Source organism: Bradyrhizobium sp. CCBAU 21365 (genome assembly GCF_015291305.1).
In the GTDB taxonomy this organism is placed as follows: domain Bacteria; phylum Pseudomonadota; class Alphaproteobacteria; order Rhizobiales; family Xanthobacteraceae; genus Bradyrhizobium; species Bradyrhizobium elkanii.
Window position 1 is genome coordinate 864276 of record NZ_CP030036.1, and the last position, 26097, is coordinate 890372.

The 26097-nt window shown below is 62.4% G+C and carries 34 protein-coding genes and 1 pseudogene; 24 read left to right on the top strand and 11 right to left on the bottom strand.

The annotated features are described in order from the left end of the window. The first annotated feature begins 74 nt into the window (after window positions 1–74). The 4 genes from XI02_RS03940 (at window position 75) to XI02_RS03955 (ending at window position 5908) form a co-directional block, all read left to right on the top strand. Window positions 75–1271, top strand: coding sequence for a hypothetical protein (locus XI02_RS03940; protein ID WP_026192137.1), 1197 nt, complete (start codon window positions 75–77; stop codon window positions 1269–1271). Between the two features lie 172 nt (window positions 1272–1443). After that, window positions 1444–3537 (top strand): ParB/RepB/Spo0J family partition protein, encoded by a 2094-nt coding sequence (locus XI02_RS03945; RefSeq protein ID WP_014490278.1) that lies wholly within the window; start codon window positions 1444–1446, stop codon window positions 3535–3537. 56 nt (window positions 3538–3593) lie between these two features. Further along, on the top strand, window positions 3594–4652 hold the full coding sequence (locus XI02_RS03950) for a toprim domain-containing protein (RefSeq protein ID WP_011082896.1): 1059 nt from the start codon (window positions 3594–3596) through the stop codon (window positions 4650–4652). Window positions 4653–4978: 326 nt separating this feature from the next. After that, complete coding sequence (locus tag XI02_RS03955) at window positions 4979–5908, top strand: DUF2493 domain-containing protein (protein WP_011082895.1); 930 nt, start codon at window positions 4979–4981, stop codon at window positions 5906–5908. Between the two features lie 75 nt (window positions 5909–5983). Here XI02_RS03955 and XI02_RS03960 read toward each other — a convergent pair whose 3' ends face one another. Next, window positions 5984–6652 (bottom strand): hypothetical protein, encoded by a 669-nt coding sequence (locus tag XI02_RS03960; RefSeq protein ID WP_011082894.1) that lies wholly within the window; start codon window positions 6650–6652, stop codon window positions 5984–5986. Between the two features lie 295 nt (window positions 6653–6947). Here XI02_RS03960 and XI02_RS03965 point away from each other — a divergent pair, with 295 nt between their 5' ends. After that, window positions 6948–7370, top strand: coding sequence for a hypothetical protein (locus XI02_RS03965; RefSeq protein WP_014490276.1), 423 nt, complete (start codon window positions 6948–6950; stop codon window positions 7368–7370). Window positions 7371–7418: 48 nt separating this feature from the next. On the opposite strand, the gene XI02_RS03970 is transcribed toward XI02_RS03965, so the two are convergent. Continuing rightward, window positions 7419–8192, bottom strand: coding sequence for a bifunctional 2-polyprenyl-6-hydroxyphenol methylase/3-demethylubiquinol 3-O-methyltransferase UbiG (locus XI02_RS03970; RefSeq protein WP_011082892.1), 774 nt, complete (start codon window positions 8190–8192; stop codon window positions 7419–7421). Between the two features lie 434 nt (window positions 8193–8626). On the opposite strand from XI02_RS03970, the gene XI02_RS03975 reads away from it, so the two are divergent. Continuing rightward, a complete protein-coding gene (locus XI02_RS03975) occupies window positions 8627–8833 on the top strand; it encodes a cold-shock protein (protein WP_014490275.1) in 207 nt (68 codons plus the stop codon). A 31-nt stretch (window positions 8834–8864) separates the two neighbouring features. Here the strand turns inward: XI02_RS03975 and XI02_RS03980 are convergent, their stop codons facing one another. Further along, a complete protein-coding gene (locus XI02_RS03980) occupies window positions 8865–9206 on the bottom strand; it encodes a hypothetical protein (RefSeq protein ID WP_011082890.1) in 342 nt (113 codons plus the stop codon). Window positions 9207–9913: 707 nt separating this feature from the next. On the opposite strand from XI02_RS03980, the gene XI02_RS03985 reads away from it, so the two are divergent. Further along, window positions 9914–10240 (top strand): DUF736 domain-containing protein, encoded by a 327-nt coding sequence (locus XI02_RS03985; protein WP_011084751.1) that lies wholly within the window; start codon window positions 9914–9916, stop codon window positions 10238–10240. 116 nt (window positions 10241–10356) lie between these two features. On the opposite strand, the gene XI02_RS03990 is transcribed toward XI02_RS03985, so the two are convergent. After that, a complete protein-coding gene (locus XI02_RS03990; RefSeq protein ID WP_011082888.1) occupies window positions 10357–10767 on the bottom strand; it encodes a hypothetical protein in 411 nt (136 codons plus the stop codon). A 163-nt stretch (window positions 10768–10930) separates the two neighbouring features. Then, a complete protein-coding gene (locus XI02_RS03995) occupies window positions 10931–11164 on the bottom strand; it encodes a helix-turn-helix domain-containing protein (protein WP_016841283.1) in 234 nt (77 codons plus the stop codon). A gap of 231 nt (window positions 11165–11395) precedes the next feature. Here XI02_RS03995 and XI02_RS04000 point away from each other — a divergent pair, with 231 nt between their 5' ends. The 16 genes and pseudogenes from XI02_RS04000 to XI02_RS04070 all read left to right on the top strand — a co-directional run bounded on the left by XI02_RS04000 (window position 11396) and on the right by XI02_RS04070 (window position 23087). Continuing rightward, complete coding sequence (locus tag XI02_RS04000; protein WP_011082886.1) at window positions 11396–11659, top strand: hypothetical protein; 264 nt, start codon at window positions 11396–11398, stop codon at window positions 11657–11659. Between the two features lie 119 nt (window positions 11660–11778). Continuing rightward, window positions 11779–11988, top strand: coding sequence for a transcriptional regulator domain-containing protein (locus XI02_RS04005; protein ID WP_014490272.1), 210 nt, complete (start codon window positions 11779–11781; stop codon window positions 11986–11988). Window positions 11989–12049: 61 nt separating this feature from the next. Further along, entirely contained in the window at window positions 12050–12565 is a 516-nt protein-coding gene (locus XI02_RS04010; RefSeq protein ID WP_014490271.1) for a DUF2285 domain-containing protein, read from the top strand. A gap of 203 nt (window positions 12566–12768) precedes the next feature. Continuing rightward, the gene (locus XI02_RS04015) at window positions 12769–13020 is read left to right on the top strand and encodes an AlpA family transcriptional regulator (protein ID WP_014490270.1); all 252 of its coding nucleotides are present in this window, start codon (window positions 12769–12771) and stop codon (window positions 13018–13020) included. Between the two features lie 13 nt (window positions 13021–13033). Then, window positions 13034–14149, top strand: coding sequence for a replication initiator protein A (locus XI02_RS04020; protein ID WP_014490269.1), 1116 nt, complete (start codon window positions 13034–13036; stop codon window positions 14147–14149). Then, window positions 14146–14784, top strand: coding sequence for a ParA family partition ATPase (gene parA / locus XI02_RS04025; RefSeq protein WP_011082882.1), 639 nt, complete (start codon window positions 14146–14148; stop codon window positions 14782–14784). Before XI02_RS04020 ends, parA begins: the two co-directional genes overlap by 4 nt. Continuing rightward, a complete protein-coding gene (locus XI02_RS04030; protein ID WP_011082881.1) occupies window positions 14781–15047 on the top strand; it encodes a hypothetical protein in 267 nt (88 codons plus the stop codon). Before parA ends, XI02_RS04030 begins: the two co-directional genes overlap by 4 nt. After that, the gene (locus tag XI02_RS04035) at window positions 15034–15552 is read left to right on the top strand and encodes a DUF2840 domain-containing protein (RefSeq protein WP_011082880.1); all 519 of its coding nucleotides are present in this window, start codon (window positions 15034–15036) and stop codon (window positions 15550–15552) included. The genes XI02_RS04030 and XI02_RS04035 overlap by 14 nt, the downstream gene beginning before the upstream one ends. Continuing rightward, window positions 15549–16094 carry a S26 family signal peptidase gene (locus XI02_RS04040; protein WP_011082879.1) on the top strand — a complete coding sequence of 182 codons (546 nt, stop codon included), beginning with the start codon at window positions 15549–15551 and terminating at the stop codon, window positions 16092–16094. Before XI02_RS04035 ends, XI02_RS04040 begins: the two co-directional genes overlap by 4 nt. A gap of 34 nt (window positions 16095–16128) precedes the next feature. After that, window positions 16129–16464, top strand: coding sequence for a DUF736 domain-containing protein (locus tag XI02_RS04045; RefSeq protein ID WP_011082878.1), 336 nt, complete (start codon window positions 16129–16131; stop codon window positions 16462–16464). A 370-nt stretch (window positions 16465–16834) separates the two neighbouring features. Further along, window positions 16835–17377, top strand: a complete 543-nt coding sequence (locus XI02_RS46195) for a lytic transglycosylase domain-containing protein (protein WP_014490268.1) — start codon at window positions 16835–16837, stop codon at window positions 17375–17377. A 468-nt stretch (window positions 17378–17845) separates the two neighbouring features. Then, entirely contained in the window at window positions 17846–19585 is a 1740-nt protein-coding gene (locus XI02_RS04055) for a VirD2 family relaxase/mobilization nuclease (RefSeq protein WP_018269524.1), read from the top strand. A gap of 41 nt (window positions 19586–19626) precedes the next feature. After that, a complete protein-coding gene (locus XI02_RS04060; protein ID WP_018269525.1) occupies window positions 19627–21609 on the top strand; it encodes a conjugal transfer protein TraG in 1983 nt (660 codons plus the stop codon). Window positions 21610–21616: 7 nt separating this feature from the next. Then, window positions 21617–22057 (top strand): ribbon-helix-helix protein, CopG family, encoded by a 441-nt coding sequence (locus XI02_RS04065; RefSeq protein ID WP_011082874.1) that lies wholly within the window; start codon window positions 21617–21619, stop codon window positions 22055–22057. Continuing rightward, window positions 22054–22155 (top strand): annotated as a pseudogene (locus tag XI02_RS44995) (P-type conjugative transfer ATPase TrbB); the annotation flags it as partial. The gene XI02_RS04065 and the pseudogene XI02_RS44995, both read left to right, overlap by 4 nt. 536 nt (window positions 22156–22691) lie before the next feature. Next, window positions 22692–23087 carry a GFA family protein gene (locus tag XI02_RS04070; protein WP_014490264.1) on the top strand — a complete coding sequence of 132 codons (396 nt, stop codon included), beginning with the start codon at window positions 22692–22694 and terminating at the stop codon, window positions 23085–23087. 328 nt (window positions 23088–23415) lie between these two features. On the opposite strand, the gene XI02_RS45000 is transcribed toward XI02_RS04070, so the two are convergent. After that, window positions 23416–23655: an AAA family ATPase gene (locus tag XI02_RS45000; protein WP_011082871.1), complete on the bottom strand. Its 240-nt coding sequence runs from the start codon at window positions 23653–23655 to the stop codon at window positions 23416–23418. Between the two features lie 166 nt (window positions 23656–23821). Between XI02_RS45000 and XI02_RS45940 the strand changes: the two genes are divergently transcribed. Beyond that, complete coding sequence (locus XI02_RS45940) at window positions 23822–23944, top strand: hypothetical protein (protein WP_256379488.1); 123 nt, start codon at window positions 23822–23824, stop codon at window positions 23942–23944. Window positions 23945–24053: 109 nt separating this feature from the next. Here the strand turns inward: XI02_RS45940 and XI02_RS04080 are convergent, their stop codons facing one another. The 5 genes from XI02_RS04080 to XI02_RS04100 all read right to left on the bottom strand — a co-directional run bounded on the left by XI02_RS04080 (window position 24054) and on the right by XI02_RS04100 (window position 26029). After that, entirely contained in the window at window positions 24054–24335 is a 282-nt protein-coding gene (locus XI02_RS04080; protein WP_011082870.1) for a helix-turn-helix domain-containing protein, read from the bottom strand. A 257-nt stretch (window positions 24336–24592) separates the two neighbouring features. After that, window positions 24593–24949, bottom strand: coding sequence for an ABC transporter permease subunit (locus tag XI02_RS04085; RefSeq protein ID WP_011082869.1), 357 nt, complete (start codon window positions 24947–24949; stop codon window positions 24593–24595). 12 nt (window positions 24950–24961) lie between these two features. Further along, on the bottom strand, window positions 24962–25264 hold the full coding sequence (locus tag XI02_RS04090) for a transporter substrate-binding domain-containing protein (protein ID WP_014490263.1): 303 nt from the start codon (window positions 25262–25264) through the stop codon (window positions 24962–24964). Then, window positions 25251–25607 carry an IS66 family insertion sequence element accessory protein TnpB gene (tnpB, locus tag XI02_RS04095; RefSeq protein ID WP_011082867.1) on the bottom strand — a complete coding sequence of 119 codons (357 nt, stop codon included), beginning with the start codon at window positions 25605–25607 and terminating at the stop codon, window positions 25251–25253. Before tnpB ends, XI02_RS04090 begins: the two co-directional genes overlap by 14 nt. Further along, entirely contained in the window at window positions 25604–26029 is a 426-nt protein-coding gene (locus tag XI02_RS04100; protein ID WP_011082866.1) for a transposase, read from the bottom strand. Before XI02_RS04100 ends, tnpB begins: the two co-directional genes overlap by 4 nt. Between the last annotated feature and the right edge of the window lie 68 nt (window positions 26030–26097).

The window sequence follows — 26097 nt, forward strand, 5'->3', positions numbered from 1 at the left end:
GGACGGATCGGCTTCGCCGTGACGGGTTGATGATCGGAGGAGAGGCCTCCGGCGCCCGTCATGGAGATTGTCCCATGACCCAAGCAGAAGTTTTGATCGCTGCCCACGACTGCGCCGGCGGCTACAAGGTGGATGTGAGTCGCGGCGAGCGCATCGGCCGCGTTTCATCCGAATGGTTCTCGCGGCCGGCGGACGAACGCTATCTGTCCTTGTCGGATCTCTACTCCGCCGTGCGCAGCCGGAGCGAGCGCAGCCGGACCCGAACGGTCGAGAGCACCGCGATCCGAGTGGAGGCCAACCGCGACGATGCCGAGCGCCTGACGCTGATGCTACCCGGTTGCGACGCGCCGATCGCGCCGACTCATTGGAGCTTCGGTCAACTTGCCAGCTTGGTCGGAGCGCCGGCGGCTTACCTCCGTCAGCTTCCGGCACCGCTCGCTGGCATCAACCTGCAGTTCGGCCTCAGCTTTCATCGAGCCGAGCAGATAAAAACGCTTGAGGTGCAGGGCAGTCGCCTCGAGCTTCGCGCCGCGACGGGTCCGGAATATGGGCGTATATTTGACCACGAACTCGTGGCAGCTGTTCAGCGCATCGCCGGCAATGGCACGGGTGACACGCGCTGGAAGGTCCCAGGCGTGCTTGATTGGTCGACTGGCGTTTACAACCCGCGCGTCGACATCACCCAGGATACGACGACGCTCTACGCCTCCGATCGCGATGTCTTCCTGTTTCTGGTCGACGACCTCAATCCGATCGAGGCCGGCCGGCTGCCCGACGGCTTGCCGGACCTCTACTTCCGCGGCTTCTACTGCTGGAATTCCGAGGTGGGCGCGAAGACGCTCGGCATAGCGAGCTTCTATCTTCGCGCCGTCTGTCAGAATCGGAATTTGTGGGGTGTTCAGGATTTCGAGGAGATCACCATCCGCCATTCGAAATACGCCGCGACGCGCTTCGCCCATGAGGCGGCGCCGGCGCTGACACGCTTCGCGAACTCTTCGCCGATGCCCTTCGTCAACGGCATCAAATCGGCGCGGGAGCGGATCGTCGCCCGGACCGACGAGGACCGCAGCGAGTTTCTGCGCAAGGGCGGCTTCTCCAAGACCGAGACGGCGAAGATCATCGACACAGTTCTGTCCGAGGAAGGCCGGAAGCCCGAGAGCGTGTTTGATTTCGTCCAGGGCATCACAGCCGTCGCGCGCGACAAGACTCATCAGGACGCACGACTCGACATGGAGGCACGGGCGAAGAAGCTGCTCGACCGCGCGGCCTGATTCCCGGACAACCGGAGATACGGAACGGTGCTTTTCCGGTTCCGAGGCTTTCCGTCTTTCCTGTTCGTTGGCTTTGCGACGCCGCCCTCCAAAGTGAGAGGGCGGCGCTGCGCTTCGTGACGAGTTGATGTCGAGAGAGAGGCTCTCGGCGCCCGTCGCGGAGTATCATCCCATGGCGACTACCGTTCGCAAGATCACCCTTTCGCCCTCGCGCGATATCCCCTTCAACAGGCTCGTGCTGAGTCAGTCGAACGTCCGGCGCGTGAAGGCCGGCGTCTCGATCGAGGAGCTAGCAGAGGACATCGCCCGCCGGGGCCTTCTGCAGGGCCTCAGTGTCCGGCCCGTCGTCGACCAGGTCGGCGCCGAGACCGGCGTGTTCGAGATCCCGGCTGGCGGCCGGCGCTACCGCGCGCTGGAGCTGCTCGTCAAGCAGAAGCGCCTCGCCAAGACCGCCCCGGTGCCCTGCGTCGTCCGCGATAGCGGCATCGCTGAGGAAGACTCGCTCGCCGAGAACGTCCAGCGCGCTCCGCTTCATCCGCTCGACCAGTTCCGGGCATTCCTGGCGCTGCGCGAAAAGGGCCAGTCGGAGGAGGAGATCGCTGCCGCCTTCTTCGTCTCCGTCAACGTCGTCAAGCAACGCCTCAAGCTCGCGTCGGTTTCGCCGACGCTGCTCGACGTCTATGCGGAGGACGGCATGACGCTCGACCAGCTCATGGCCTTCGCTGTATCTGGCGACCACGAGCGTCAGGAAGTTGTGTTCGAGCGGCTGAAGGCGTCCCACGACAAGCAGCCCTACGTCATCCGCCGCATGCTGACAGAAGGCGCGGTCCGCGCTTCCGACAAGCGGGCGCTGTTCATCGGGGTTGACGCCTATACTGCCGCCGGTGGCACGGTGCTGCGAGATCTGTTTCAGGGCGACGATGGCGGCTGGATGCAGGATGTCGCGCTCGTCGACCAGATGGTGGCCGACAAGCTGAAGGCGGAATCCGAGACGATTGCCGCCGAGGGTTGGAAGTGGACCGAGGTCGCCCCCGATTTCGCTTACGGCCACGCTTTCGGTCTGCGACAACTTCGCGGCGAGATCGTCACCCTCACTGCCGAGGAGGAAGCGGCCCGCAACGCCTTGCAAGCAGAGTTCGATCAGCTGTCTGAGAAACACGCGGACGCCGATGAACTGCCCGACGAGGTCGACGAACGGTTGTCCGAGCTGGAAACAGCTTTGGAGGGGCTCGAGAGCCGGCCGGTTGTTTTCGACCCGGCCGAGATCGTGCGCGCAGGCGTCTTCGTCAGCATTGGCGCTGAAGGCGAGCTTCGTGTTGAGCGCGGCTACGTCCGGCCCGAAGACGAACCGTCGGCGGAGCCGGAGCCCGGTCTTGCTGAAGAAGATGGTGAGGCCGAACGGGCCAAGGCCGCGAGCTACGAAGGCGGCGAGCGCAACGTGTCGGTCGAGCCCGGCGCCGAGCAGGAGGAGGACGAGGGCCTTTCGCCCATCTCCGACCGGCTGATGACCGAGCTCACCACCCATCGGACACTCGGCCTGCGTCATGCCCTCGGTGAGCAGCCGCAGGTCGCCTTTCATGCGGCCCTGCATGCTCTGACATTGAAGACCTTCTACCACTACGGCTCGGATAGCTGCCTGGAGCTGGATCTGAAGAGCGTGAGTTTCGGCGCCCAGGCGCTCGGCCTGAACGACAGCGCCTTAGCCGAGGCGATCCGCGCTCGGCACGAGCGCTGGGCGAAGGCTTTGCCGAAGGAATCGGCCGACCTCTGGGACGCACTTCAGGCGTGGGACGGCGACAGCCAGGCGATGCTCTTTGCCCATGTCGTCAGCCTGTCGGTCAACGCCGTGCATGAACCCTGGAATCGGCGGCCGCGTGCGCTCGCTCACGCCGACCGTCTCGCCCGGGCTGTCGATCTCGACATGGCTGCGGCGGGGTGGAAACCGACCGTAGACAACTTCTTCGGTCGGGTGACGAAGACGCGAATCCTCCAGGCCGTGGTGGAGGCAAAAGGGCAGCGCGCCGCCGATCGGATCGAGCATCTGAAGAAGGGTGACATGGCTGCCGAGGCGCAGACCTTGCTCACCGACACGGCCTGGCTGCCCGAACCGCTTCGCACGCTGGGCCGAGCCATTGGCGACGAACCGGCGGTCGAATCTATAGTCGAGGAAACTCCAGAGCAGCCTAGCGAAAACAAACTGGAAGACGAAGAAGAGCGGACCGCCCACAATCAGCGAGCCGGTGAGCAGATTATGGCAGCCGAATAAGCCGTCGAGAGCAACAACAAGGTCCGCTGGCGACGGCGGACCTTTTCTTTTTGGGGATGACGATGGCCGATAACGCACACGATCTCGCACGGCGTCTCGGCCGGCAGGCTGAGTCCGTGTGCCGTCACTACCTCTCTGCCGGACGACGGGAAGGTAGCTATTGGCTCGTCGGCGACGTCCGCAATACGCCTGGCCGCTCAATGTTCGTGCGGCTCAAGCAGTCGGCGAAGGGAGCCGCCGGCAAATGGACCGATGCCGCCACCGGGGAACATGGCGATTTGCTCGATGTCATTCGCGAGAGTTGCCGCCTGGTCGACTTCAAGAACGTCCTCGACGAGGCGCGCTTGTTTCTCAGCTTGCCGCATCCAGAGCCCGAGCCCAATCAGCCGCGGCTCCGCAATTCCAGCGCGGCACGAGGATCGCCGGAGGCCGCTCGTCGGCTCTTTGCCATGTCGCAGCCGATCGAACGCACACTCATAGAAGCGTATCTCCGCAATCGCGGCATTACGTCTTTGCACGAAACCGGAAGCCTGCGCTTTCACCCACGTTGCTACTACCGGCCCGACGACCACAGCCCGACCGAGACCTGGCCGGCGATGATCGCCGCCGTCACCGATCTGTCCGGCGAGCTGGCTGGCGTACACCGCACCTGGCTCGACCCGCATGGTTTCAGCGAGGCGACGCTGGGCAAGGCGCCAATCGACACGCCAAAGCGGGCGATGGGCGACCTGCTTGGTCACGCTGTTCGATTTGGCGTCGCTGGTGAAGTCATGGCGGCCGGTGAGGGCATCGAGACGATGCTGTCGCTCCGCTGCGCCCTGCCGACCATGCCGATGGTCGCAGCTCTCTCGGCAGCGCATCTCTCCGCCGTCCTTCTTCCGGATACGCTCCGCCGGCTCTACATCGCCCGGGACGACGATCCTGCCGGTGACGGCGCCATGGCGACCTTGATGGATCGGGCGCAGGAGGCCGGCATCGAGGCAATCGTGATCTCGCCACAGCTTGGCGACTTCAACGAGGATCTTCGCCTGCTCGGATTTGACGCCCTTCGGGCCGCAAGCCGCGTACAGATCGCGGCGCAGGACGTCGCGCGCTTTATGGAGCTGGCGGCATAGCCGAAACGGGATGAGGGGCGACGCGGCCGCTTCGTTACCGCACGGTCGGTGAACGTGTTTCCCCTCGGCGCCAGAGGACTGCCCCACGGCCTTCTGAGAGGGCGATCGGGCGGCAGGCGGCCCGGACCGGCAACCTCGTGGGCCGACTATTTTCCGTCGGCGGCAGAGCCGCCTTTACATCGCGAGACAAAATAGTCGGCCCCCTTCGGTCCTCCGCCAAGGCTCCGGCCCTCCGCTGCGCTGCGGGTGCAAGTCCGTTCCGCCTGCCGCTTTCGTCGCCATGAAGGCCGCGATGGGCGCGGTCGATCCGACGAGGGAAAACCGCAATGACCGCCGACCACGACAACGATTTCGAGCCGCACCACAGCTCATCCCCGACCGACCAGGTCCTCCAGGAACTCCAGCTCCATGGCTACCGTCCCTTCCACGATGATCCCGATCCCCGGGGGCTTCCTGAAGCGCGAATCCTCGCCGGCAGCGTCGCCGACATCTTCGATGCCCTGGTGGTGGCGCTGTCCGATACCCGTCTTGAGCCCGACCTCGACGACCTGCTCTGGTCGATGGTAAACGTCTTCCATCGTGCGATCGACAGGATCGAGCGCGAGCTCGACGATAACGAGCTGGCCCAGCAGCGCTCGCAGCGGGAGCAGGACGGCAGCGAAATCAAATCCGTCGAGCTGGAGCGTCTGACGGCAGAAGGGCAAACGCTGATCGAGCGACGCAACGCCTTCGAGCTGATGCGCGACCAGGCCGCCGACGAGTTCGAACGCCACGCCCATTCCGCATGGCGGCCGCGCAACGGATCGAAGGTCAACCACCGCAATCTGACGTCAGCGATGATCGACAGCCGCGATTTCCTGGCCGCGAAGAAGCGCGCCGAAAATCAGGTGCTCATGCCACGCGGACCGAAAGTCGCGCTCACCGGTGGACTCGACTTCAACGACTACCGGCTAATTTGGGCTAAGCTCGACCAGGTGCACGCCAAGCACCCGGACATGGTGCTGCTGCACGGCGGATCGCCCAAGGGCGCCGAGCTGATTGCCGCCAAGTGGGCCGACAATCGCAAGGTCCCGCAGATCGCCTTCAAGCCCGACTGGACAAAGCACGCCAAGGCCGCGCCGTTCAAACGCAACGATGCGATGCTGGAGACGCTACCCATCGGCGTGATGCACTTTCCTGGCACCGGCATCCAAGACAATCTCGCTGACAAAGCGAAGAAGCTAGGCATCCCGGTCTGGAGGTACGGCGGCTCGTGAGCGCCGCCGTACCTTGTCGTGCAGAACGACAGACGAAATGAGAGCCCAATCGTGCCATGAAATGCCTAGCTGCCCTCAGGCGTCCTGATCATAGTAATGTGAGTCATCAATGGCGCCCGACGTCTCCAGCTCCGGCCGCATATAGCCGGTTCGACCGGCCACACGCTCAAATGTTATCATCGTCGTGAAAGCGATCGAATCCCCGTGGAACGGCTTATCCGGATCGTTCTCTCCATTGAGAGAACCTGAGACATTTGCCACGAGCACATCGTCTCCGACGTCTAGGCTTACTTTGTCTATGTAAAGCTCGTCAAAAAAAGCATTCGTCATAGCCATCTCACCCGAGAGAGCGTCCTCGATCATCATGGGATCTTCTTGAATGAAGGATACATCGATATACTCCTCGAGATCTCGGGTGTACCAAACCTCACCTGAAAAGTAGCCGTTTGCGTTAAGAAAGCTCGAGAGCAGCGAAGCCAGCTCGTCAACATTGGGTAGACCTGCAGGGAGACCATTGAGGTGCTGCACGCGCTGATCCATCAAGCGCAGATCAGGCATCAGGATCGCGGCTTTATCCAAAGCCGCAAGCTGATACTTCGGCTCGGCCCTTAGAGCCGCCGCGGTACCATAGCCGAAATACGCAGCCACGATCTCGTGGGCGTGACCTGATCCGAGCTTGCCGCCGGCCAGATCGTTGAAGGTCATACGCAGAAAGTCTGCGCACTTCTTTTGGATGGTAGACATGGCAAATCCATTTCACACCGGCGTCTTAGTGGCAGTCACAAGCGCTTCATGACCACCGCGCGCCGGCAGAATGGTTGCCGTTCGGGTGTTCGATTGGGAAATCGAGATGCCGCCTTTTGGGTCGCTTGCAGCCCGGGCGATCGGCTCCTGACGCTCAATATGGTCATTTTGTCATTCGCCCGCAACCGGATTTGTGACGATTCCGGTCGCTGGCATTTGCTGCTATACTGCGTTTGCGCCGTGGTGGTGGTGGAAGGCGCGACCGTCAGACCCCTATCTCACGGAGCCCACCACCATGATTGCCTTGGGACCACTGCTTATTTTCCTCGCCATAGGCTTCTTCGCCTGGCTACTCTTCACGCTTGCGGTCTTCGCGGTGCCCGTCTTCGCCGGCGTGACGATTGGTCTTCGGGCCTTCCACACAGGGGCTGGCGCTCTGGGCGGAATCGCGGTTGCGTTCGCGGCTGGCGCCGTAACCTTCGGCATCGGCCAACTCGCGCTCGCCCTCGTGACATGGGCTTGGCTGCGGCTCTTAATCATCATCCTCTATGTCGCGCCCGCGACCGTCGCCGGTTACAGCGCGACGCATGGAATCGCCCAGATGGCGATGTCTTCGCCCACCTGGCAAACGGTCTTCGCGATCGCCGGGGCCGTTGCGGTCAGCATCACGGCCTTGGCTCGCTTCACCGGCATGGCCGCAGACGGGCCGGCAAGATAGCGCTTGACGCCGGGCTGATATCAATACCGGGGCGGGCCCGGCAGGAACCTAATCCGGCCGGATATCACGAAGGCTTCGAAGCTTACCGCCGATCGATGTGGACGCAGATACAATCAGCATCATGGGGCGTTCGAGTTCTTCGGCCAATTGCGGCATCTGCTGGATCTGCTCGCGTGTTGGGGCAAACTCCTCGATCCGCCGAATTTGAAGGCCTGCGCCGATCAGCGTATTCAAGGTAGTGCCAAGTGTCCTGTGGTATTTCAGAACGCCCTTGGCAAACCAGTCCGTCCGACGTTCGCCCTCGACGGAATATCGATTGACCGGCCAGGTTTTGCGGCCCTCCTCATCGGAAATCCAGTGCGGATGTGCCGCGGCCATGAAGATCGGATGCTCAATCGTAAAGACGAAATGCCCGTCAGGAACGAGCGTTTTGCGGATCACATGTACGAGACGGCCAAAGTCCTGAACATAGTGAAAGGTCAGTGCGCTGTAGGCGAGGTCGAAAGCCGCCTCAGGGAGGTCCAGTGTGTCGAGATCGGCGATGCGATACTCAATGGCCGTATCCGCTGTGTCCGCCCTGGCACGCTCGATCATGTTCTGCGACAGATCGAGACCCAGAACCGAGGCCGCGCCCTGCTCGCGCATCCAGCGCGAGGCCCAGCCGAAGCCACATCCGAGATCAACGACACGTTTCCCGACCAAATCGGGCAGCATGGCCCGGATCGCCGGCCATTCAGGAGCGCCGTCCAGCCCATGCACCTGCCGGGGCAATTGGCTGTAGCCAGCGAAGAAATCGGGATTGTCGTAGATATTCTGCGCCATATCTGCCTGCTATTCGGCTTTTCGCTCTGTGCCGCTCCGGATGATTCTTACGCATCCAAGTCGAATTGTCGCAGTGGGCTGCGCCATTTGACGAGCCTATCCGGTCAAGCTGCTTCTCGCGCCGGAAACGAAAAACCCCGGCATGAAAGCCGGGGCTCCCGTGATGCCACGACGTACATCCGGCCGCGACAAGCAGGCGACAGTTAGCACGGAGTTTTCGAAGAAAATGTGACCTTCGCCTCGTCGTTCTTGAATGCCGGCCGATTTCAGCGTGCTCGTTCATTTCATCGAGTGGGGCACTCTATTTCTTCTGTCCAAGACCTACGAACGGGCGGGACAACGGATCCCATCGAGCCGCTTTCGCGCGGAGACTTGCGATCGGCTCGTTCAATGATTTAGATGGGAAGGTGTTTTTTCTTTTTGGAGCAAATGACGTGGCGTTAGGGACTGTTAAGTGGTTCAACCCGACCAAAGGCTATGGGTTCATTGCGCCGGACGACGGTGGCAACGATGTTTTCGTGCACATCTCGGCGGTAGAGAAGGCCGGCTATACCTCGCTTGTTGAAGGCGCGAAGGTCAGCTACGAGCTGGTGATGAACCGCAGCGGCAAACAAGCCGCAGAAAATCTCCGCCTAGGATAAGGCGCAGCTCGACGTCCTGGCATACTTTGAGCTAGCCTGAATCTCGTGGTTTTGAGACCTTTGGAAGATATCCTAGTTGGCGCTCGAGGGCGGCCAAAGTCGAGTGGGCTGAATCCAAACGTGCGGTCGCCTCAGTTAGGTTGGCCCACGCTTCGTTCTGCCGCGAGACAGCTGCCGAGCCGATCTTAATGCTATTCTTAAGACACCGCGTGTCTTGGCTGCGTAAGGCGCGCCCCAATTCAGGCAGTATCCTGGTCACCGCTCGATGCGCGGAACGTTCTTTTCGCTCCAGGCGGCCGACCACGGCGAAGGCCTCACGATAGTTCCATATCGCTTCGATGGCTCTGTTTTCAAGATCGCTTTTGTCGCTCATCCGGTTCTCTTCTCACTCGAGCTCTTAGCGGTCATCATTTGCGCGAGATCCTCCTCTGGGTCCGCGCGGCGAATTGTCGTAACCCCTGTAGGGGCGGGAAGGCCTGGCGCAAGCCGGCAGCGTCCATTGGAAGGGGCTGACTCGATCAGACATCCAGCGTGCTCGCATTCTAGTCTGTGAGCTTCACACAGAGCGGCCAAGCATCGAGACACGACCGATCATCGCAGAGTGGCAGTTTCGTGGCAGTCGTTGTGCGGCATCGACCAAACGGTGACGGATCACAACTACGGCCAGCCGCTCTCGTGAATGGGGCGTGCTGCCGACGCGCGATCGCGGAAGCGGAGATCCGTCCGTCTCGATTACAGAGGGCTAAGCAGCATTGGATTCGTTGGGCCAGCTCTCTCGGTGGGCTCCCAAATCGCCACGTTCTCCTTGATGTCAGCTCTGTTTGGATCGAGCGCACCAACGGCCTCTTCGATGGATGGATCTGGCCGAAGGACGGCTGAAGCCTCGACCGCCTTTGGCGCAACAGCGGCGTCACAACTTTCTTCCCCTGCCGGCTGCGCCGCCATTCCTCGCGCGAGACAAGAAAGTTCCTCCTTTGCTGTCCAGCCCCTTCGGGGTGCGCCGTCGATCGCCTCCGGCCTGTCGATCACCATCGAGGCCGCAAGGTGCGGGCTCGAAAACAGAGATCAAGGAGAACTACCATGGCGACCATCGGCACCTTCAAGAAGACCGGCAACAACGAGTTCAACGGCGAGATCGTCACTCTCTCGCTCCAGGCGAGGAACGTCCGCATCGTCCCCGAAACCAGCCGCTCGGGCGACAACGCCCCCAGCCACCGGATCTATGTCGGCCGGGTCGAGATCGGGGCCGCCTGGTCCAAGCGCTCCAACGAAGGCCGCGATTATCTCGGCCTCAAGCTCGACGATCCGAGCTTCACCGCCCCGATCTTCGCCAACCTCTTCGCCGATGAAGAGGGCGAGGGCTTCAGCCTGATCTGGTCTCGCCCCAACCGTCGCAACGGCGACTGAGCCGATCCGCAATGCCCCGCCCGGCTGGCCCGGGCGGGGCACCGCCACGCTGAGGAAGCGCGAAGGCACCTCGTTTGCCGTGACGGCGCAAGCGGCAAGGGCGTAACCGATGCCGATCAGCGGCCGCGTGCCGATTTGATTGGACGTCTTTGGTTGGCCTCGATCACGCTCTCGACGATGTCTTCCCAGTCCGGACAAATGGCGACGAGACGATCCAGCACTGTGGGATCCCGTTCGATCTGGCCAAGCGCCTGAGCGCGCCACTGGTCGTTGAAACTAATGCTCATCAGTCCCAGGCATTCGACAACCGAACTGTCGGGGAGCAAGTGCTCCATCGTTGCCGTCACTATGCCGGTCCACTGTTGGATCAGATGCCACGGCTCCGCCTCGCGCCGCGCCTCCAACTTCTCTCCGAGCAGGCCAATCAGCGCAAAGAACCGCGTTGGCCAAGGTTGCGGCCTGAGTTCCGTGACCAGAGCATCCACTGTCTCGCGAATGTCGGCTGGCAAGTGCTCGTACAGAGTCATGAGGCCTACTCCATCTCCCCAGCATGCTCGTCCGTTTCTGAACTAGGCATGCGCTTTGGAGACAGATCAGATTTACGTAAAGCCGACTATCAACTTATGCGTGAGGCAATGCGGAGTTGATTCACGACGTGCCGGTGTTGCGGTGGGGCACAAAATTGTCGCGTCATCGAGCCCGATGGGAATGAACCGTCGTTCGCTTGACGAGATCGGTTGCTTCGACGCCGAGCGCCTCCGCGATTCGGCCAAGCACGGTCACGCTGGCCGACACATCTGCGCGTTCAATTGCGCCGACGTAACGGACGCTTAGTCCAGCGCCATCGGCCAACTCTTCCTGCGTCATTTTCTTCACATGACGTATCCGACGCAGATTGACCGCCATGACCTCCTTGAGATCCATGGCAACAAGGGAACTCACATCGGAATGATCGTTCCAGGAACGATCGTTCCGATTCGTGCGTCACTGTGCTATTCATATCGTCTGGCTAGGCCCTGGTGTGCCGCTTCCGGGGAGCGCCGCGATGCGATCTGCGCATCACGGCACAATTCGAGTGTGACGATTTCCCAGCTTGCAAAGTTCTGGAGCTTAGATGAATTCTAATCGCTGCATCAATGCTGAGGGGCAATTGCAATGAACGGCGCGCCATTCCAGGACCGGCCGCCAATAACGGATCGCGTCAACGCCTATGACGAGAAACATCTTGCTATCTACGTTCGGTTGTTGATGGCCGAAGAGGAGGGCGCCGACTGGCGCGAGGTGGTCAGCGTGATCTTCGGCCTCGACCCCACGCGCGAACCAGATCGTGCCAAAAATGTCCATGATAGCCATCTCGCCCGCGCGCGATGGATGGTGGAAGCCGGATATCAGGGCCTTTTGGAACCGCGGATGCAGTGATTTGCGCCCCAATCACGCAAATTGCGATCTCGCGTGATGCAACCTCCGGGTCTGGTCTCTTGTAGCGTCTTTAGGGATCGTGGTGCGGGGCACAGAACAAAAAGACGAGAAGACAGACCATGCCGACCCAGTACTGGCGCTCGCCGGAGACCATCGAACGCCTGAATCGTCTTGAGCGCCCGGGTTTTGCCCTCGAATTCCTTCGTCGCAATGCCGACTACCGCCGCGACTTCGCCCGCACTGAGCGACAGATCGCGCGCGGCGAATCCGATCCCAACACCATCCGAACCAGTTTCGCACGTCGATGGAGGTTGCGGTGTCGCCCATGACCCCGCCTCTCCGGTTTGGCCCGAACCAGCCATTTGGCTGCCCGAGGCATCACCGGGAACATTGATCCTGACGCCCGCGCCGCCGGACTTCGAGACCGTTCATTCGATTGATCGCAACGCTTTCGGACTGTCGATCGTCGGGCGGACAGATGCTGACGGTCGCGAGCTGGTTGTCGCCGACGGCTCGGGTGAGCTCCATGTCAGTTTGCGCGACGAGCAGGCCGCGCGCCGTCCCGCCGTGCTTGTGCCGCTCGACGGCATGGGCGAACTGCGGGCCGACGTGGCGCTACACTTCGTGCGTCGCCTCAGCGGCCAGCGCACCGGTCTTCTCCCGGCGGCGCTGCGGCTGACGTCGTTTCAGAAACGGCGACTGATTCAGCTCCTGCACGCCTTCGACGTCCACGACCTGGGTGGCGGCCCGCGAGACGTGGCAGCGAAGGTGCTCGCCTCCGACCACGCTCAGCGCCGCTCGGTCGAGTGGAAGGATTCTCATGCCCGCCGCAAGGCGAACCGGCTCATTCACGATTCAATCGCTTTGGTCGAGCGCGGCTATCTGAAACTTCTACGCGGCCTCTGATCGGCTCCCCGATTCCTTCAAGCCATCGACCTGATGAGTTAGTTGCGCCCCGGTAGTACGCCTGGCTTCGCCTGGTTGCGACGATGGGGGGACACAAACGTACGTCAATTTTCGTCCACCCCCAACGCCTGAACTCTCCGCCACTCTGGCCCGGACATGCCGCGACTTGGCCGCGGCACTTCGAGGCAAGACGGAGATCTCCCATGCTCGACAGGCCTGCGCAACTCGCCACCCGTTACGTGCGCACCCCCGAGGCCGCGCGCCTCCTCGGCATCTCGCCGCGCACGCTTGAAAAATATCGCTGCCATGGCAATGGCCCGACTTTTCGCAAGCTCGGCGGCCGCGTTGTCTACGCCATCGGCGATCTCGAAGCCTGGGCCGATCAGGCCGCCTGCAGCTCAACGTCGGATCCGCGCTACCTCGAAGCGCGCGCCGCCGGCAACGCGCATCGCTAAGGCAACGCTCGTCATGTCGTCGCGTCGCCTCATCACACCCAGCGAGCGAAGCAAGCTCGACCCGTTCGTTGTCGCCACCGGTGATGCCAGCCCGCGTGATCAACGCGACCTGATGGAGCGCCCGTTCTTTTCGCTCGCCAAGGCCAAGCGAACAAGACCGATCCTCTACCAGACCGGCGACGTGTGTGTCGAAGTCTATGCAGTTCCTGAGCACGGTATGGCGACCATTTGGGATGCCGACGTGCTGATTTGGGCGGCGAGCCAGATTGTCGAGGCCGAGAACCTCGGTCTGAAGACCTCGCGCTTCCTGCGCTTCACACCCTACCAGCTTCTGACCGCAGTCGGCCGGCAGACCGGCGCCCGCGACTACAAGCTCTTGAAGGGGGCATTGGCCCGCCTGCAGGCGACCGTCATCCGCACCAGCATCCGGCAGGGGGAGCATTGGCGGCGCCACCAGTTCTCATGGATCAACGAATGGGAGGAATGCGCGACGCGCGACGGTCGGGTGCAGGGAATGGAATTCGTCCTTCCCGACTGGCTCTATCGCGGCGTCATCGATCGCTCACTCGTTCTCACGATCGATCCGGCCTATTTCAGCCTGACTGGTGGGATCGAGCGCTGGCTCTACCGCGTCGCGCGCAAGCATGCTGGCCGCCAGCCGAGAGGTTGGCTGTTCGAGGTCGCACACCTCCATGAGAAATCCGGCAGCCTCGCCAAGCCTGCAGACTTCGCCTTTGATCTCCGCCGGATCGCGGCACGTCAACCGCTGCCAGGCTACTGCCTGAGCATCGAACGCAGGGAACGCCGAGAGCTATTGCGCATCCTGCCATCGAAGTCATTCACAGCTCCTGTGGACGGCGCTGTGAATCAGCTCGGGACTTCGGGCGTTCACACTATCGGGACTCCGGGCGTGCCGGTATCGGGATTCCGGGAGTGCAAACCACAGCTAACGCTTTGGCCAGGAAACACGATCGCCTGCCCTAACTTAGAGTCTAACTTAGAATCTAACTGTTGTAGTGGGGCCGCGCGTCTTGCGGATAACACCGACATCCGCGCTCAGCCGCCAACCGAGCACCCAAGCCAACCATCTCTGCCGCTTTCAGGTCGCAAGACGGGAGGCATGCGATGATCGTCGCCGTGCTCAACCAGAAAGGCGGTGTCGGCAAGACCACGCTCGCCCTGCACCTCGCCGGCGTATGGGCGCTGCGCGGAAAGCGCGTGACGCTGATCGACGCTGACCCCCAGGGCTCCGCATTGGACTGGTCGCAGCAGCGTGCGCGGGAGAATGTCGCACGGCTATTCGGCGTCGTTGGCCTCGCGCGCGATACGCTCCACCGCGAGGCGCCGGAAATCGCACGCACCGCCGATCATGTCGTCATTGACGGACCGCCGCGCGTCGCGGGACTGATGCGTTCGGCGCTGCTGGCGGCGGATCTCGTGTTGATCCCCGTGCAGCCGTCGCCATTCGACGGCTGGGCCTCGGCCGAGATGCTCGCTCTGCTGCGAGAGGCTCGCATCTATCGTCCGCAGCTTCCTGCTCGCTTTGTGCTCAACCGCTGCGGCGCGCGCACGATCATCGCCCGCGAGACTGCCGAAACTCTCGCCGACCACGATCCGCCGGTGCTCGCCAGCACCATCGGCCAACGCGTTGTCTTCGCCGACGCCGCTCAGTCCGGACGGCTCGTCTTCGAGTTCGTCGAGCAGAGCGCCGCCGCCCGCGAGATCGCCGCGCTCGCGGCAGAAGTTGCGAGGTTCGCGCCATGAGCGACCGCTCTATCAAACGCGGCTTCGCCTCGCGTCCGGGCGATGCCGAGAGCTGGATCAAAGCCAGTGATACGCCGCCACGCAGCGTGAATGATGCTGCCGCATTCACCGCGCGCCTGACGATTGACGTCACGCCCACGCTGCGCGGCCGCATCAAGGTCGCCGCGTTCCAGCGCGGCGTGACCGTCGCCGACATGCTGCGCGAATTGCTGGCGCGAGAGTTCCCCGCTGACGCCCCGGAGAACCGTCATGAACGACAATGAAGCCTTGCCGCCGCGTGCAGTGCCGCCCTCGCATCGACGGGATGTCGCGCTCACCCATGTCGAGCTGACCTGGATCGAGAAGCGGATCGAGCACTGGCTGCGCTTCGGCCGCCGCGCGGAGGAGAAGATTCTCGACCGTCGCCGCAGCATCTCGAGCTTTGAGCCGGGCAGCATCTTCGGCTTCGTCCGCTGGGCATCGAACGACTATGGCACCGTGGTGTCGCGCATGGACATCGTGCGTGCCGTGGAAGCCGGGCAGCGCTATCAGACGCTGCCCTTCGTCCGCCCCGGTGGCGAAATCCTGCTGCGCGTTGATAGCTGGCCGAAGGTCGAGCGCGTGTTGCAGGCCATCGACGCCATCGAGGCGCTCTCCATCGATCCGGCTGACGCCGCACCCGAATACTGGCGGCATCTCCACAACCGTCTCGCCGCCGACCATGTGCCGCGCGCCTACACGCGCGAGCAGCATATCGCCTGGCTCAAGCGCCGGAGCGTCACGCCATGACCCGCTTCGGCTATCTCATGTTGACCTACCTTGCGGCGCTGGTCGCCGGCGCCCTGGCCCTCGTTCATCCTGCGCCGCGGCTGATTTGGAACGCTACCGCGAGCACGCCAATAGGGCTCTACGCGCTGCATCCGCTCGGAGAGCTGCGCGACTTGGAACTGGTCGCGGTACGGCTGCCGGAACCGATCGCCAGCTTCCTTGCCGATGGCGGCTTTCTTCCAAAAGGTCTGCCGCTGCTGAAGCGTGTGATGGCGCTGCCCGGGCAAACCGTGTGCCGGTCGGGCGATGCCATCACGGTCGATGCTGTCGATGTCGGCGCCGCACACGAGCACGATCATCGCGGCCGTCCGCTGCCGCGTTGGAGCGGTTGCCATACCCTCGAACCGGGCGAGGTCTTTCTCATGAACCCGACCGTCCCAGACAGCCTGGACGGCCGCTATTTCGGCGCGCTCCCCGTCAGCTCGATCGTCGCGCGCGCAGTCCCGCTTTGGACGGACGAAGCCGCCGACGGCCGTTTCGTCTGGCGCGCCGCCACTCATTGACCCGTTTCCAACCCAGCAACCCAGGAGCTTTCCCATGGCACAAATCGGCCAGTTCACGCGCGATAAGTCCGGCTTCACCGGTCGCGTTGAAACGCTGTTCTTCGAGCGGATTCTCACCCTCGTCCCGGCCGAATCCTCGGATGCCGAGAACGCGCCGGACTACCGTATCCGCCTCGGCGATGCCGATGGCCCGGAGATCGGCGCAGGTTGGAAGCGGACCGGCGAGAAGGCCGGCGATTACGTTTCGCTCGTCATCGACGACCCGGCGCTGCCGCGGCCGATCCGCGCAAATCTCTTCCAGTCGGGCAACGACAAAGCGGCCTGGACGCTGAACTGGAATCGTCAGCCCCAACGCGCCGAGCGGGACTGATTGCATGCAGGATCCTGTCGCGCGTGCCGCCAACCAGGCGCATCAACGGTCCACCCCCTTGTTCGGGGAAAAGCCCTCTCATAACTCGGGTCCACGCAACCGTCGGGCGGCCGCCACGCACAGCGGCGGTCAAACCGGTGGTCCGTGCGCACCGCCGGTAGGCAGCAAGACGCCTCGCCATGATGGCGGAGACAGGGCGAGCCTTGCCGTTCTCCTCCTTACCGGCCTGCTGGTGATTGGCGGGCCAACGGCAGCAGTGTCCGGGCAGAGAGCACCGGCACGAAGTCAACCGGCGAGCGATCACTACGCATCTCATGTGGCAGAGGCCGCGCAGCGCTTTGGCATTCCGGCTGCATGGATACGAGCCGTCATGCGGGTCGAGAGCAATGGCGATCGGCGTGCCGTCTCACCCAAAGGCGCACTCGGCCTGATGCAACTCATGCCCAAGACTTGGGCGGACATGCGCGCGCGCTATGGTCTCGGGCGCGATCCCTTCGATCCCCGTGACAACATCCTCGCCGGCGCCGCCTTTCTTCGCGAACTGCACGACCGTTACGGCTCGCCGGGCTTTCTCGCGGCCTATAATGCAGGTCCCGGCCGCTACGAGGAGTTTCGGGATAGACACCGTCCACTGCCCGCGGAGACGACAGCCTATGTCGCGGCCATCGTCCCTTTTGTCGACGCGGAGGGAGCGCCAGGACCTCTTCTCCTCGCGGCTTCTTCTCGTTCATCCTGGACGCGGGCGCCGCTGTTCTTCGACCACGCTGACGGGCCGTCCCCTGGCGCGCGAGCGGCGCTCGATCAACCCGCGCACGGCGGCTCAGTCGGCACTACGGTGCACGATATTTCGGCGATTGCGCCGCAGTCGGAGGGCCTGTTCGTCGCGCTCTCGGCCATGGGGCGATCGCAATGACTGCACGGCATCTTCAACGTCAATGCGCGGATCGCGGTACGTCTGCAGGCACCCTTGTTGCGGCGGCTGCACATCGGGCAGCTCGCGATATCAGCTGTCAGTTTCCAGGTTCGCTGGCGCCCCTTGACGAACATTCGGTTTGCATTCGAAACGCTGCAACACAGTCATACGGGCGATGCCTTCGGCCCGCGCTCTACTCGTCGCTTCGCTCCTCACCGAGCCACCCTACGGGTGTCTCGGCCCTTCGCGTAACGATCGCTATCGCAAACACTCGCAAACAGTGGGGGCTTCCGCGAGTACCGACCGAACGATGGCGAGATAAAAGGCCGCAATGTGCGGCTCGGTCGGTTGGTTGTTTGTGCTGCTATTTTTCCTCGGGTCCGCAATGTGCGGCTTCGGCGCGCAATGTGCGCTCGACTATCAACCCGTTGCAGGGATTCTGCATTCCGCACATTGTCGAGGCTGGCCATGGCTGAAGACAGCGATTTTCAACCACGGCCCGGCCGCATCCGCTCCTCGAGGAGCCAGCGGGCCAAGCCCTTCATCGCCCAGGCGCTTGCCGCCGCTCAACGCGCTGGCGGCGGCATTTCGCGAGCCGGCCAGCTCGTCAGCCACCGTCATTCGCGCTTCGGCCGCGGCCGAGCCGCCAGCGTGCGGGCAAACCGTCTGCTCACCGGCCGCTCGCGTCTGGTGACCATCAAGACCCGGGTCGTCCGGCACAGGGCGAGGTCGGCGCCGCTCGCGACGCATCTCGGCTATCTCCGGCGCGAAGGCGTGACCCGGGACGGGGAGAAGGCCCACCTGTTCGGCCCGGGCACCGAGGATGCCGATCCCAAGGCCTTCGCCGAGCGCTGTCAGAATGACCGCCACCATTTCCGCTTCATCGTCTCCCCCGAGGACGCGCCTGACATGGCCGACCTCAAGGGTTTCGCCCGCGAATTGGTCGGCCAGATGGAAGTGGATCTGGGTACCAAGCTCGACTGGGTGGGGGTCGATCACTGGAACACCCAGCACCCCCACGTCCACATCATCGTGCGCGGCGTCGCAGAGGACGGCCAAGACCTCGTCATCTCCCGCGACTACATCAAGGAAGGGATGCGCGCCCGCGCCCAGGACCTGGTCACCCAGGAACTTGGACTGCGCTCCGATCTCGACATTCGTCGCTCGCTCGAGAGCCAGATCGGAGCCGAGCGCTGGACGCAGCTCGATCGCCAGCTTGTTCGCGATGCAAACCAGCACGGTGTTATCGACCTTGCGCCGCGTCCCGAGCAGCAGCCCGATCAATTCCATGCGTTGAAGGTTGGCCGGCTGCGACACTTGGAAAGTCTTGGCCTCGCTCATCAACTCGGGCCCGGCCAATGGTCCATGGACGAGGCCGCCGAAACGACCTTGCGCGAGCTCGGCGAACGCGGCGACATCATCAAGCGTATCCACCGCAGCTTGACCGAACGCGGCATCGAGCGCGGGAGCGCGAGTTACGTGTTATCAGGCGAAAATCTTGACGTCCCCGTCATCGGGCGTCTCGTTGATCGCGGTCTCGACGACGAGCTCAAGGCGACCGCCTATGCCGTGGTCGACGGGGTCGACGGCCGCACCCACCACATCCGGCTGCCCGACCTCGACGCTGCCGGCGACAGCGCGCCAGGCTCAATCGTCGAGCTTCGCAAATTCGATGACGCAAGAGGGCAGCGTCGCGTGGCGCTTGCCGTCCGCTCCGATCTCTCGATCGAAGCGCAGGTGACCGCGAGCGGCGCGACATGGCTCGATCGGCAGGCCGTCGCGCGCGACCCTGTGGCGCTTGGCCAGGGCGGCTTCGGCGCCGAGGTCCGCGACGCTATGGAACGGCGGCCCGAGCAGCTCATCGGGCAGGGGCTCGCCGAACGCCAGGCGCGTGGACTGGTGTTCGCGAAAAACCTTATCGGCACGCTGCGCCGTCGGGAGTTAGAGGATCTCGGCAAGCAGCTCGCCGCCGAGACCGGTCAGCCGTTCAACCCGTCGGCTAGCGGCGAGTATGTGGCAGGCACCTATCGGCAGCGCTTCGCGCTCGCCTCCGGCCGCTTCGCCATGATCGACGACGGTCTCGGCTTCCAGCTCGTGCCTTGGACGCCCTCACTCGATAAACAGCTCGGCCGGCATGTCTCTGGCGTCGCGCGCGCGGATGGCGGCATCGATTGGGGTTTTGGGCGCAACCGGGGGCTCGGCTTGTGAGTGATCCTTCCAATCACCGACGTCAGGAGAGGGCGGCCGCCATGTCGGCGACCAAGATTCTTTGGGGGCAGGTCATCATGGTCTTCGGCATCGTCCTGCTCACGATCTGGGCCGCGACGGAATGGACGGCTTGGCGCCTCGGCTTTCAGCCGCAGCTCGGGCAGCCCTGGTTCGAGCTGCTCCATTTTCCGTTCTACCTTCCGCCTGCCTTCTTCTGGTGGTGGTATGCCTACGATGCTTACGCGCCCTCAATCTTCACCGAGGGCGCCTTCATCGCGGCATCCGGCGGCATCATCGCTGCGGCGGTCGCGATCGGTATGTCGGTCTGGCGCGCCCGCGAAGCGAAGAATGCCGAGACTTATGGGTCCGCGCGGTGGGCGAAGGCAAAGGAGATCGAGCAGGCTGGATTGCTTGGACCCGACGGCGTGGTGCTCGGCCGGTTCGAGCGCACCTATCTTCGCCATGATGGACCGGAGCATGTCCTGTGCTTCGCACCCACGCGATCGGGCAAGGGCGTCGGCCTCGTCATCCCTTCGCTCTTGACGTGGCCGGGCTCGGCTATCGTCCACGACCTCAAGGGGGAGAACTGGCAGCTCACTGCCGGCTTTCGCGCCCGACACGGCCGTGTCCTTCTGTTCGATCCGACCAACGCGAAGTCGTCGGCCTATAACCCGTTGCTCGAGGTGCGCCGCGGCGAGTGGGAGGTGCGCGACGTCCAGAACATTGCCGACATTCTGGTCGACCCGGAGGGCAGCCTCGAGAAGCGGAACCATTGGGAGAAAACCAGTCACGCCCTGCTGGTCGGCGCGATCCTCCACGTCCTCTATGCCGAGGAAGACAAGACGCTCGCCGGTGTCGCAGCCTTCTTGTCCGATCCCAAGCGGCCCATTGAGACGACGCTTGCCGCAATGATGCGAACCGCGCATCTCGGCGAGGCCGGTGTTCATCCCGTCGTCGCGTCCGCTGCCCGCGAGTTGCTGAACAAGTCCGGCAACGAACGCTCCGGTGTCTTGAGCACCGCCATGTCGTTCCTGGGCCTTTACCGAGATCCCGTGGTGGCGGAGGTGACGCGGTGCTGCGACTGGCGGATTACCGATATCGTTGGCGGAGAGCGAGCGACCACGCTGTACCTTGTCGTGCCGCCCTCCGACATCAATCGCACCAAGCCGCTGATCCGTCTGATCCTCAACCAGATAGGCCGCCGCTTGACCGAGGATCTGCAAGCCAAGGCCGGCCGGCGCCGGCTCCTCCTGATGCTCGACGAATTCCCGGCGCTCGGCCGGCTCGACTTCTTCGAGTCTGCGCTGGCCTTCATGGCCGGATACGGCATCAAGAGTTTCCTGATTGCTCAGTCGCTGAACCAGATCGAGAAGGCCTACGGGCCCAACAACTCGATCCTTGACAACTGCCACGTCCGGGTCAGCTTTGCGACCAACGACGAGCGCACCGCAAAGCGCGTGAGCGACGCGCTCGGCACGGCGACCGAGATGAAGGCGATGAAGAACTATGCCGGCAGCCGGCTGGCGCCTTGGCTGGGCCACCTCATGGTGTCGCGGTCCGAGACCGCCCGCCCGCTGCTCACGCCCGGCGAGATGATGCAGCTCCCGCCCTCCGACGAGATCGTCATGATGTCGGGCCTCCATCCGATTCGGGCGAAGAAGGCGCGCTATTACGAAGATAGACGTTTCCAGGAGCGCATCATGGCGCCGCCGATGCTGACGAAATCCAATGGCGGCCGGTTGGACGATTGGAGCTCAAGGCCATTGCCGCCGCGCCCAAGGGCATTGGAGACGTTGAACGACGACCAGACGGATGACGAAGATCCAAAGGCCGCCGACCGCAGGCAGCAGCCGGAACTCGATCGAGACACGGTGGAGAATAAGGAACCACTCGAGAACGAGTTCGCTTCGGACCTCGTGGATGAGCTCGATGAAGATGTCCCGCGGATCAGGCGCATGAACGACATGATGCAGGGCGTGGCGCGCCAAGCCTCCCTCGATCCCGGCGACGATCTCGGATTGTGAGGTAGCCATGATCGGGACAAAAAAGAAGGCTCAGCTGTCGGTCTATCTCGATCCTGATGTCATGAAGGCGCTATCGGCCTACGCCGCCCGGCGCGAGCAGTCGCTGTCGCTTATCGCGGAAGCCGCGATCGCTTCCTTTCTGTCGCCGGACGCCGATGAACGGCGAGAGGCTGCTACTGCCAAGCGTCTTGACCAGATCGACCGCCGGATCGCGCGCCTTGAGCGGGATGTCGGGATTTCGGTCGAGACTATCGCTCTCTTCATCCGCTTCTGGCTCACGACAACACCATCACTCCCCGAACCCGCCGCCAAGGCCGCGAGAGCACAGGCCGGAGCGCGTTATGATAATTTCCTTGCCGCATTGGGCCGCCGGCTCAATCAAGGGCCGAAACTGCGGCAAGAAATCCCGGAGGATGCCCAGCAGACTGACTCGTCCCCAGGCGAGTGATGCTCAACCCCGACGGTCGGCTCTGGATCGATTGGCTGTCTGGCGGGTTGGAGGATAGCGGACGAACGATGTCCGCCGCCGACGGCGAGCGGATCGTGGACCATCCAAAAAGTGTTAGGCGACCCGCGTGCTCAACTGCGAAATGCATGCCCTCCCCTGGATCAACTCGATCAGAGGCGACCCCCTGGCCCCGTATGCGACCGTCTGATGCGAGCTATATCCCTCGACGGCCTGCCAGGATCGACTGCGACCTAGCGAGTGATGTCAACGGGATGAGGGGGGATCCTGTGTTTGCGACAATTGTACAAGCGTTGCCAAGATTGCCTCAGTCGAAGACACGGATAGTGTTCGCACATTCACGCTCGATTTCCCAGACTGGTTAACCAATGACCTCGCCATTGAAGCGGGCGTATCTTTAGACGGTGTGTGTCTCAAGGCGACGACTGGCATTTCTTCCACCCGAGTTCTTCTCGACTCCAATCGAGCGAGTAAGCCAGGAGCCAATCAGCGCGCCGCGCCCGTGACTTGCTGGCGGAGTTGCGGCTATTATGTGTTTGCGAACAGGATCAACGAGATTTTGTCAGGCCCCATCCGTTGATCTATCTTCGGTCGGGCTTCTAGAGACAAACCGCCGATGATGAAGACGTACACCGGCTCGTGTCACTGCGGCACCGTCCGTTTCGAGATCGACGCCGATATCGACCATGTGCGGGTTTGCGACTGCTCTATCTGCTCGAAGCGTGGCGCGCTGATTTATCGCGTCGCCGAGGGCGACTTCCGGCTCCTGACGCCCCTCCAGGAGTTGTCGGTCTATCGCTGGGGTTTATTCACTGCGGCTGACTATTTTTGCCCGGTTTGCGGTATTTTGCCGTTCCGCAAACCAAGCCAGCCCACCGCAGCAGAACGCGAAGCCGGCATTCGGCCGTTCGACGGATGGGCAGTGAACGTGCGTTGCCTGAAGGACTTCGATCCGTTTTCAGTGCCCGTTCGGCAGATTCACGGCAGCAGGCTGACAATTGATTCGCCATAGCGGCCCTTGCCATGGACTTTCCGTTCGACTGCACGTGTTTATAATTGGTGATGTTCGTTGGACGTCGGCACTCAAAGAACGAAATCGGCCCTTTCCACCACGCTGAGTTTGGGAGTAGTGCCACTTCATAGCCGAGCATCGGGAAAACCTTCAGAAGATGCTCGTTTTCGACAGGCATCCTCGAAATCATGACGCGTCTCTTGATCGGTCGCGTGGATGGCCGGCCAAGGCGGAAGCGATGAACACGCGTCGATGATAGTGGCGTGCCTGTCCGAGTTCCTTGTCGCCGGCTCGCCTGTCACGCGTTCGAGACCCGCTGCGGCGTCGATCAGGCCGCGATCGAATAAACCCAGCCGTCGAACGCACTCGCTCGCGTCAGGTTTTCAAGGGAAAGATCAAACGCACTGTGCAGGCGCGCTTCAATACCTGTCCCGGGCAACGCGGGAACGCCCGACTCCAATTCCTTCCTTACGACCGGGCGTCCAGGCTCATCTATCGTCGCGTAGCCGCGTCGGCCGAGTTCGGTCAGCAGCGTGGACTTCCCACAGCCGGGGCATCCCGAGATCACGGCGAATCGATCAGATATTCTTCAAGCTCAATTGGCGCTCCAATAGACTTGCCTGATGAGGCGTAATCTCCGCGCCTTTGCGCCTCCGGACACATCACACGTGGACTACGAAAGATCGCCCCAGTGGGGATGAACCCGGTTGCCGTGGTCAATCGGCTGCGTACAAATGGTTGAAAAAGTCGAGGCAATTGCGATTATCGAAGTCTCCTCTTCCGATGCGACCGCGCCCGCCAATGCATTTCGCGAACCTGCATCCGGCAACCAGTCGTCACTCACTCCCGTGCTGTGAAACGCACTCCAATTTAATCACAGCCCTGTTCGGCCGGCAAAGAAGGCTTGTCGGGCGAAATTGGTGTTCTAAGTCCCTCAATTGGCTACGTAGAAGCCGTTGAAATTCGCTATTTTTTCTTGCGACGTGGACCCGCTGGCTTGCGGCTTTTAGGCAAGGTCTTCGGAGACCTAGCACCTTTGGGCGGCAGAACAAAGAACTCGGACAACTGCACGTCCAGCGTTTCGGCGATGCGGTCGAGAAGATCAATCGTCGGGTTCTTCGATTGCCGCTCAAGACTACTCATGTAGGAGCGGTCGATCCCGGCCTTCCAAGCCAATTGCTCCTGCGAGATACCCCGATTCACGCGAATCCGACGCACATTCCAGGCTACAATCGCACGAGTTTTCATACGTCAACTCATGCCATGGTGCTAGGCCTCAAAACACTGGCTATAATCCCGCTATTATTTCTTGGTCGGTGTTCCTCGACGTGATCTAGCCTCAAACGCGGCCGGGACCGTGATCGATGCACGTGGGCAGTCGGCGTCCCACGCGCTTCGCACGATGCCCGCGGCTTAGGATGTCGACAGTGTATCGGGGTATTTCGCCTCTAAGCTTTGGCCTATCTCCGAAAAAGCGCTCAAGACCGCATCGATCTGATCCCGTCCTATTCCAGCGTAGATGACCAACCGTACGTATCGATCGCCATAAGGGACGACAAGCACGCCCAATCCCGCTTCACCCAGCGTCCAAGATTTGAGGGCAGGAGCTCCGGAAAGACGTAGAACCACAGGAACATCTGGATCAGCAATGGCACGTTCCGAAAGAGAGCTGTGTAGACGAAGCCTATTCCACGCACCGCTCTCGATCGAGCAGTGCGGGCTGTACCGACTAAGGTTCCGATCGCAAGCGCTAGGAGGAAGCTCACCACCGCCATGACTATTGTGAGACGCAGACCTTCCAGCAGCCATCCAAGCTGCGGCTGCTGGAAGAGAATACTCCAGTTCCAATTGTAGGAGAGCATTCGACCCAGCCGCTATTGAGGGACTGCTTGCGCTTGCAAAACGGTCTCGAGCTTCTCGCTCAGTGGAATTCCAAATTGGTCAAACCACTTGTGGTAGAGAGATGTTATCTCTCCCGAGCGAAAGAGCTCGGCCAGCGTCTTGTTGACAGCCAAGCGAAACGCAGAGTCGTCACGGCGCATCATTAACCCGTACGGCTCGAAGGAGAGCGGGCGGCCGACGACCTCCAGACGGTCGCGAGCCGGCTTTTGTCGCAAAGTGTAGAGGATCGCGTCGTCCGAACAAAACGCGTCGGCGCGATCGCTATCGACAGCCAAGAGTCCTTCTGAAAAATTCGAGATGTTTAGGATTTTCACGTTTGGGACCTTTAGTTTCTGGACCCATCTGCGCCGCCGAGATCGATACTGCGCCGTCCGACGCCGAAGGCCATATGAACTTGCCGCGATCCAGGCGCTTGGCGTAGAGCGACATGCCCAGCCCGTCATGCCAGAGGATCTTGACCAGATCGCCGCGGCGACCCCGGAAGATGTAGAGATCGCCAGCATGAGGATCGCGCTTCAGGCTCTCCTGGACCGCAAGCGCCAGGCTTTGCATCCCGCGGCGCATGTCGGTGTGGCCGGTGGCGATCCAGACCCTGACGCCGCTCGGGATCGGGATCATCGCCGTCTCAGAAGCTCAAGAACCCGCTGCAGCGCCTCCGCGTCCACGTCCCGGTCAACGCGCACGCGACAGCCGCCCCCAAGCTCGATCTCGATAATGCCGGCCCGTGCACGTTGCGCAGGCGGTGAAGACACCGGTTGTGGCGCGCCACTCGAGATCGGAGCCGCCGCAGGCGTCATCTCAACCGGAACAAGCACCGGCGCGGCATCCCCGCTCAACTTGCCTTCCCGCGCCAACCGGCGCCACGTGAACAATTGGCTTGTCGACAGCCCGTTACGTCGTGCCGTGACCGACACCAGACGTGGCCCGCCATAGCTCTCGGTGACGATTCGCTGCTTTTCTTCCAATGTCCAACGACGTCGAGCGCCTGTCGAGACGACTTCAAGTCGGGAAACCTTCGGCATAGGCATATGGTCAGTCATACGCCTATGTCTTCATCCTCCATCAAACCGCACAAGGCGGTCCTCCCCGGAGCGATACGTCGTCTATG

Coding starts and splice junctions, on each gene's coding strand:
- XI02_RS03940 (WP_026192137.1), top strand. CDS start 75: ATGACCCAAGCAGAAGTTTTGATCGCTGCCCACGACTGCGCCGGCGGC.
- XI02_RS03945 (WP_014490278.1), top strand. CDS start 1,444: ATGGCGACTACCGTTCGCAAGATCACCCTTTCGCCCTCGCGCGATATC.
- XI02_RS03950 (WP_011082896.1), top strand. CDS start 3,594: ATGACGATGGCCGATAACGCACACGATCTCGCACGGCGTCTCGGCCGG.
- XI02_RS03955 (WP_011082895.1), top strand. CDS start 4,979: ATGACCGCCGACCACGACAACGATTTCGAGCCGCACCACAGCTCATCC.
- XI02_RS03960 (WP_011082894.1), bottom strand. CDS start 6,652: ATGTCTACCATCCAAAAGAAGTGCGCAGACTTTCTGCGTATGACCTTC.
- XI02_RS03965 (WP_014490276.1), top strand. CDS start 6,948: ATGATTGCCTTGGGACCACTGCTTATTTTCCTCGCCATAGGCTTCTTC.
- XI02_RS03970 (WP_011082892.1), bottom strand. CDS start 8,192: ATGGCGCAGAATATCTACGACAATCCCGATTTCTTCGCTGGCTACAGC.
- XI02_RS03980 (WP_011082890.1), bottom strand. CDS start 9,206: ATGAGCGACAAAAGCGATCTTGAAAACAGAGCCATCGAAGCGATATGG.
- XI02_RS03985 (WP_011084751.1), top strand. CDS start 9,914: ATGGCGACCATCGGCACCTTCAAGAAGACCGGCAACAACGAGTTCAAC.
- XI02_RS03990 (WP_011082888.1), bottom strand. CDS start 10,767: ATGACTCTGTACGAGCACTTGCCAGCCGACATTCGCGAGACAGTGGAT.
- XI02_RS03995 (WP_016841283.1), bottom strand. CDS start 11,164: ATGGATCTCAAGGAGGTCATGGCGGTCAATCTGCGTCGGATACGTCAT.
- XI02_RS04000 (WP_011082886.1), top strand. CDS start 11,396: ATGAACGGCGCGCCATTCCAGGACCGGCCGCCAATAACGGATCGCGTC.
- XI02_RS04005 (WP_014490272.1), top strand. CDS start 11,779: ATGCCGACCCAGTACTGGCGCTCGCCGGAGACCATCGAACGCCTGAAT.
- XI02_RS04015 (WP_014490270.1), top strand. CDS start 12,769: ATGCTCGACAGGCCTGCGCAACTCGCCACCCGTTACGTGCGCACCCCC.
- XI02_RS04020 (WP_014490269.1), top strand. CDS start 13,034: ATGTCGTCGCGTCGCCTCATCACACCCAGCGAGCGAAGCAAGCTCGAC.
- parA (WP_011082882.1), top strand. CDS start 14,146: ATGATCGTCGCCGTGCTCAACCAGAAAGGCGGTGTCGGCAAGACCACG.
- XI02_RS04030 (WP_011082881.1), top strand. CDS start 14,781: ATGAGCGACCGCTCTATCAAACGCGGCTTCGCCTCGCGTCCGGGCGAT.
- XI02_RS04035 (WP_011082880.1), top strand. CDS start 15,034: ATGAACGACAATGAAGCCTTGCCGCCGCGTGCAGTGCCGCCCTCGCAT.
- XI02_RS04040 (WP_011082879.1), top strand. CDS start 15,549: ATGACCCGCTTCGGCTATCTCATGTTGACCTACCTTGCGGCGCTGGTC.
- XI02_RS04045 (WP_011082878.1), top strand. CDS start 16,129: ATGGCACAAATCGGCCAGTTCACGCGCGATAAGTCCGGCTTCACCGGT.
- XI02_RS46195 (WP_014490268.1), top strand. CDS start 16,835: ATGCGGGTCGAGAGCAATGGCGATCGGCGTGCCGTCTCACCCAAAGGC.
- XI02_RS04055 (WP_018269524.1), top strand. CDS start 17,846: ATGGCTGAAGACAGCGATTTTCAACCACGGCCCGGCCGCATCCGCTCC.
- XI02_RS04060 (WP_018269525.1), top strand. CDS start 19,627: ATGTCGGCGACCAAGATTCTTTGGGGGCAGGTCATCATGGTCTTCGGC.
- XI02_RS04065 (WP_011082874.1), top strand. CDS start 21,617: ATGATCGGGACAAAAAAGAAGGCTCAGCTGTCGGTCTATCTCGATCCT.
- XI02_RS04070 (WP_014490264.1), top strand. CDS start 22,692: ATGATGAAGACGTACACCGGCTCGTGTCACTGCGGCACCGTCCGTTTC.
- XI02_RS45940 (WP_256379488.1), top strand. CDS start 23,822: ATGGTTGAAAAAGTCGAGGCAATTGCGATTATCGAAGTCTCCTCTTCC.
- XI02_RS04080 (WP_011082870.1), bottom strand. CDS start 24,335: ATGAAAACTCGTGCGATTGTAGCCTGGAATGTGCGTCGGATTCGCGTG.
- XI02_RS04085 (WP_011082869.1), bottom strand. CDS start 24,949: ATGCTCTCCTACAATTGGAACTGGAGTATTCTCTTCCAGCAGCCGCAG.
- tnpB (WP_011082867.1), bottom strand. CDS start 25,607: ATGATCCCGATCCCGAGCGGCGTCAGGGTCTGGATCGCCACCGGCCAC.
- XI02_RS04100 (WP_011082866.1), bottom strand. CDS start 26,029: ATGACTGACCATATGCCTATGCCGAAGGTTTCCCGACTTGAAGTCGTC.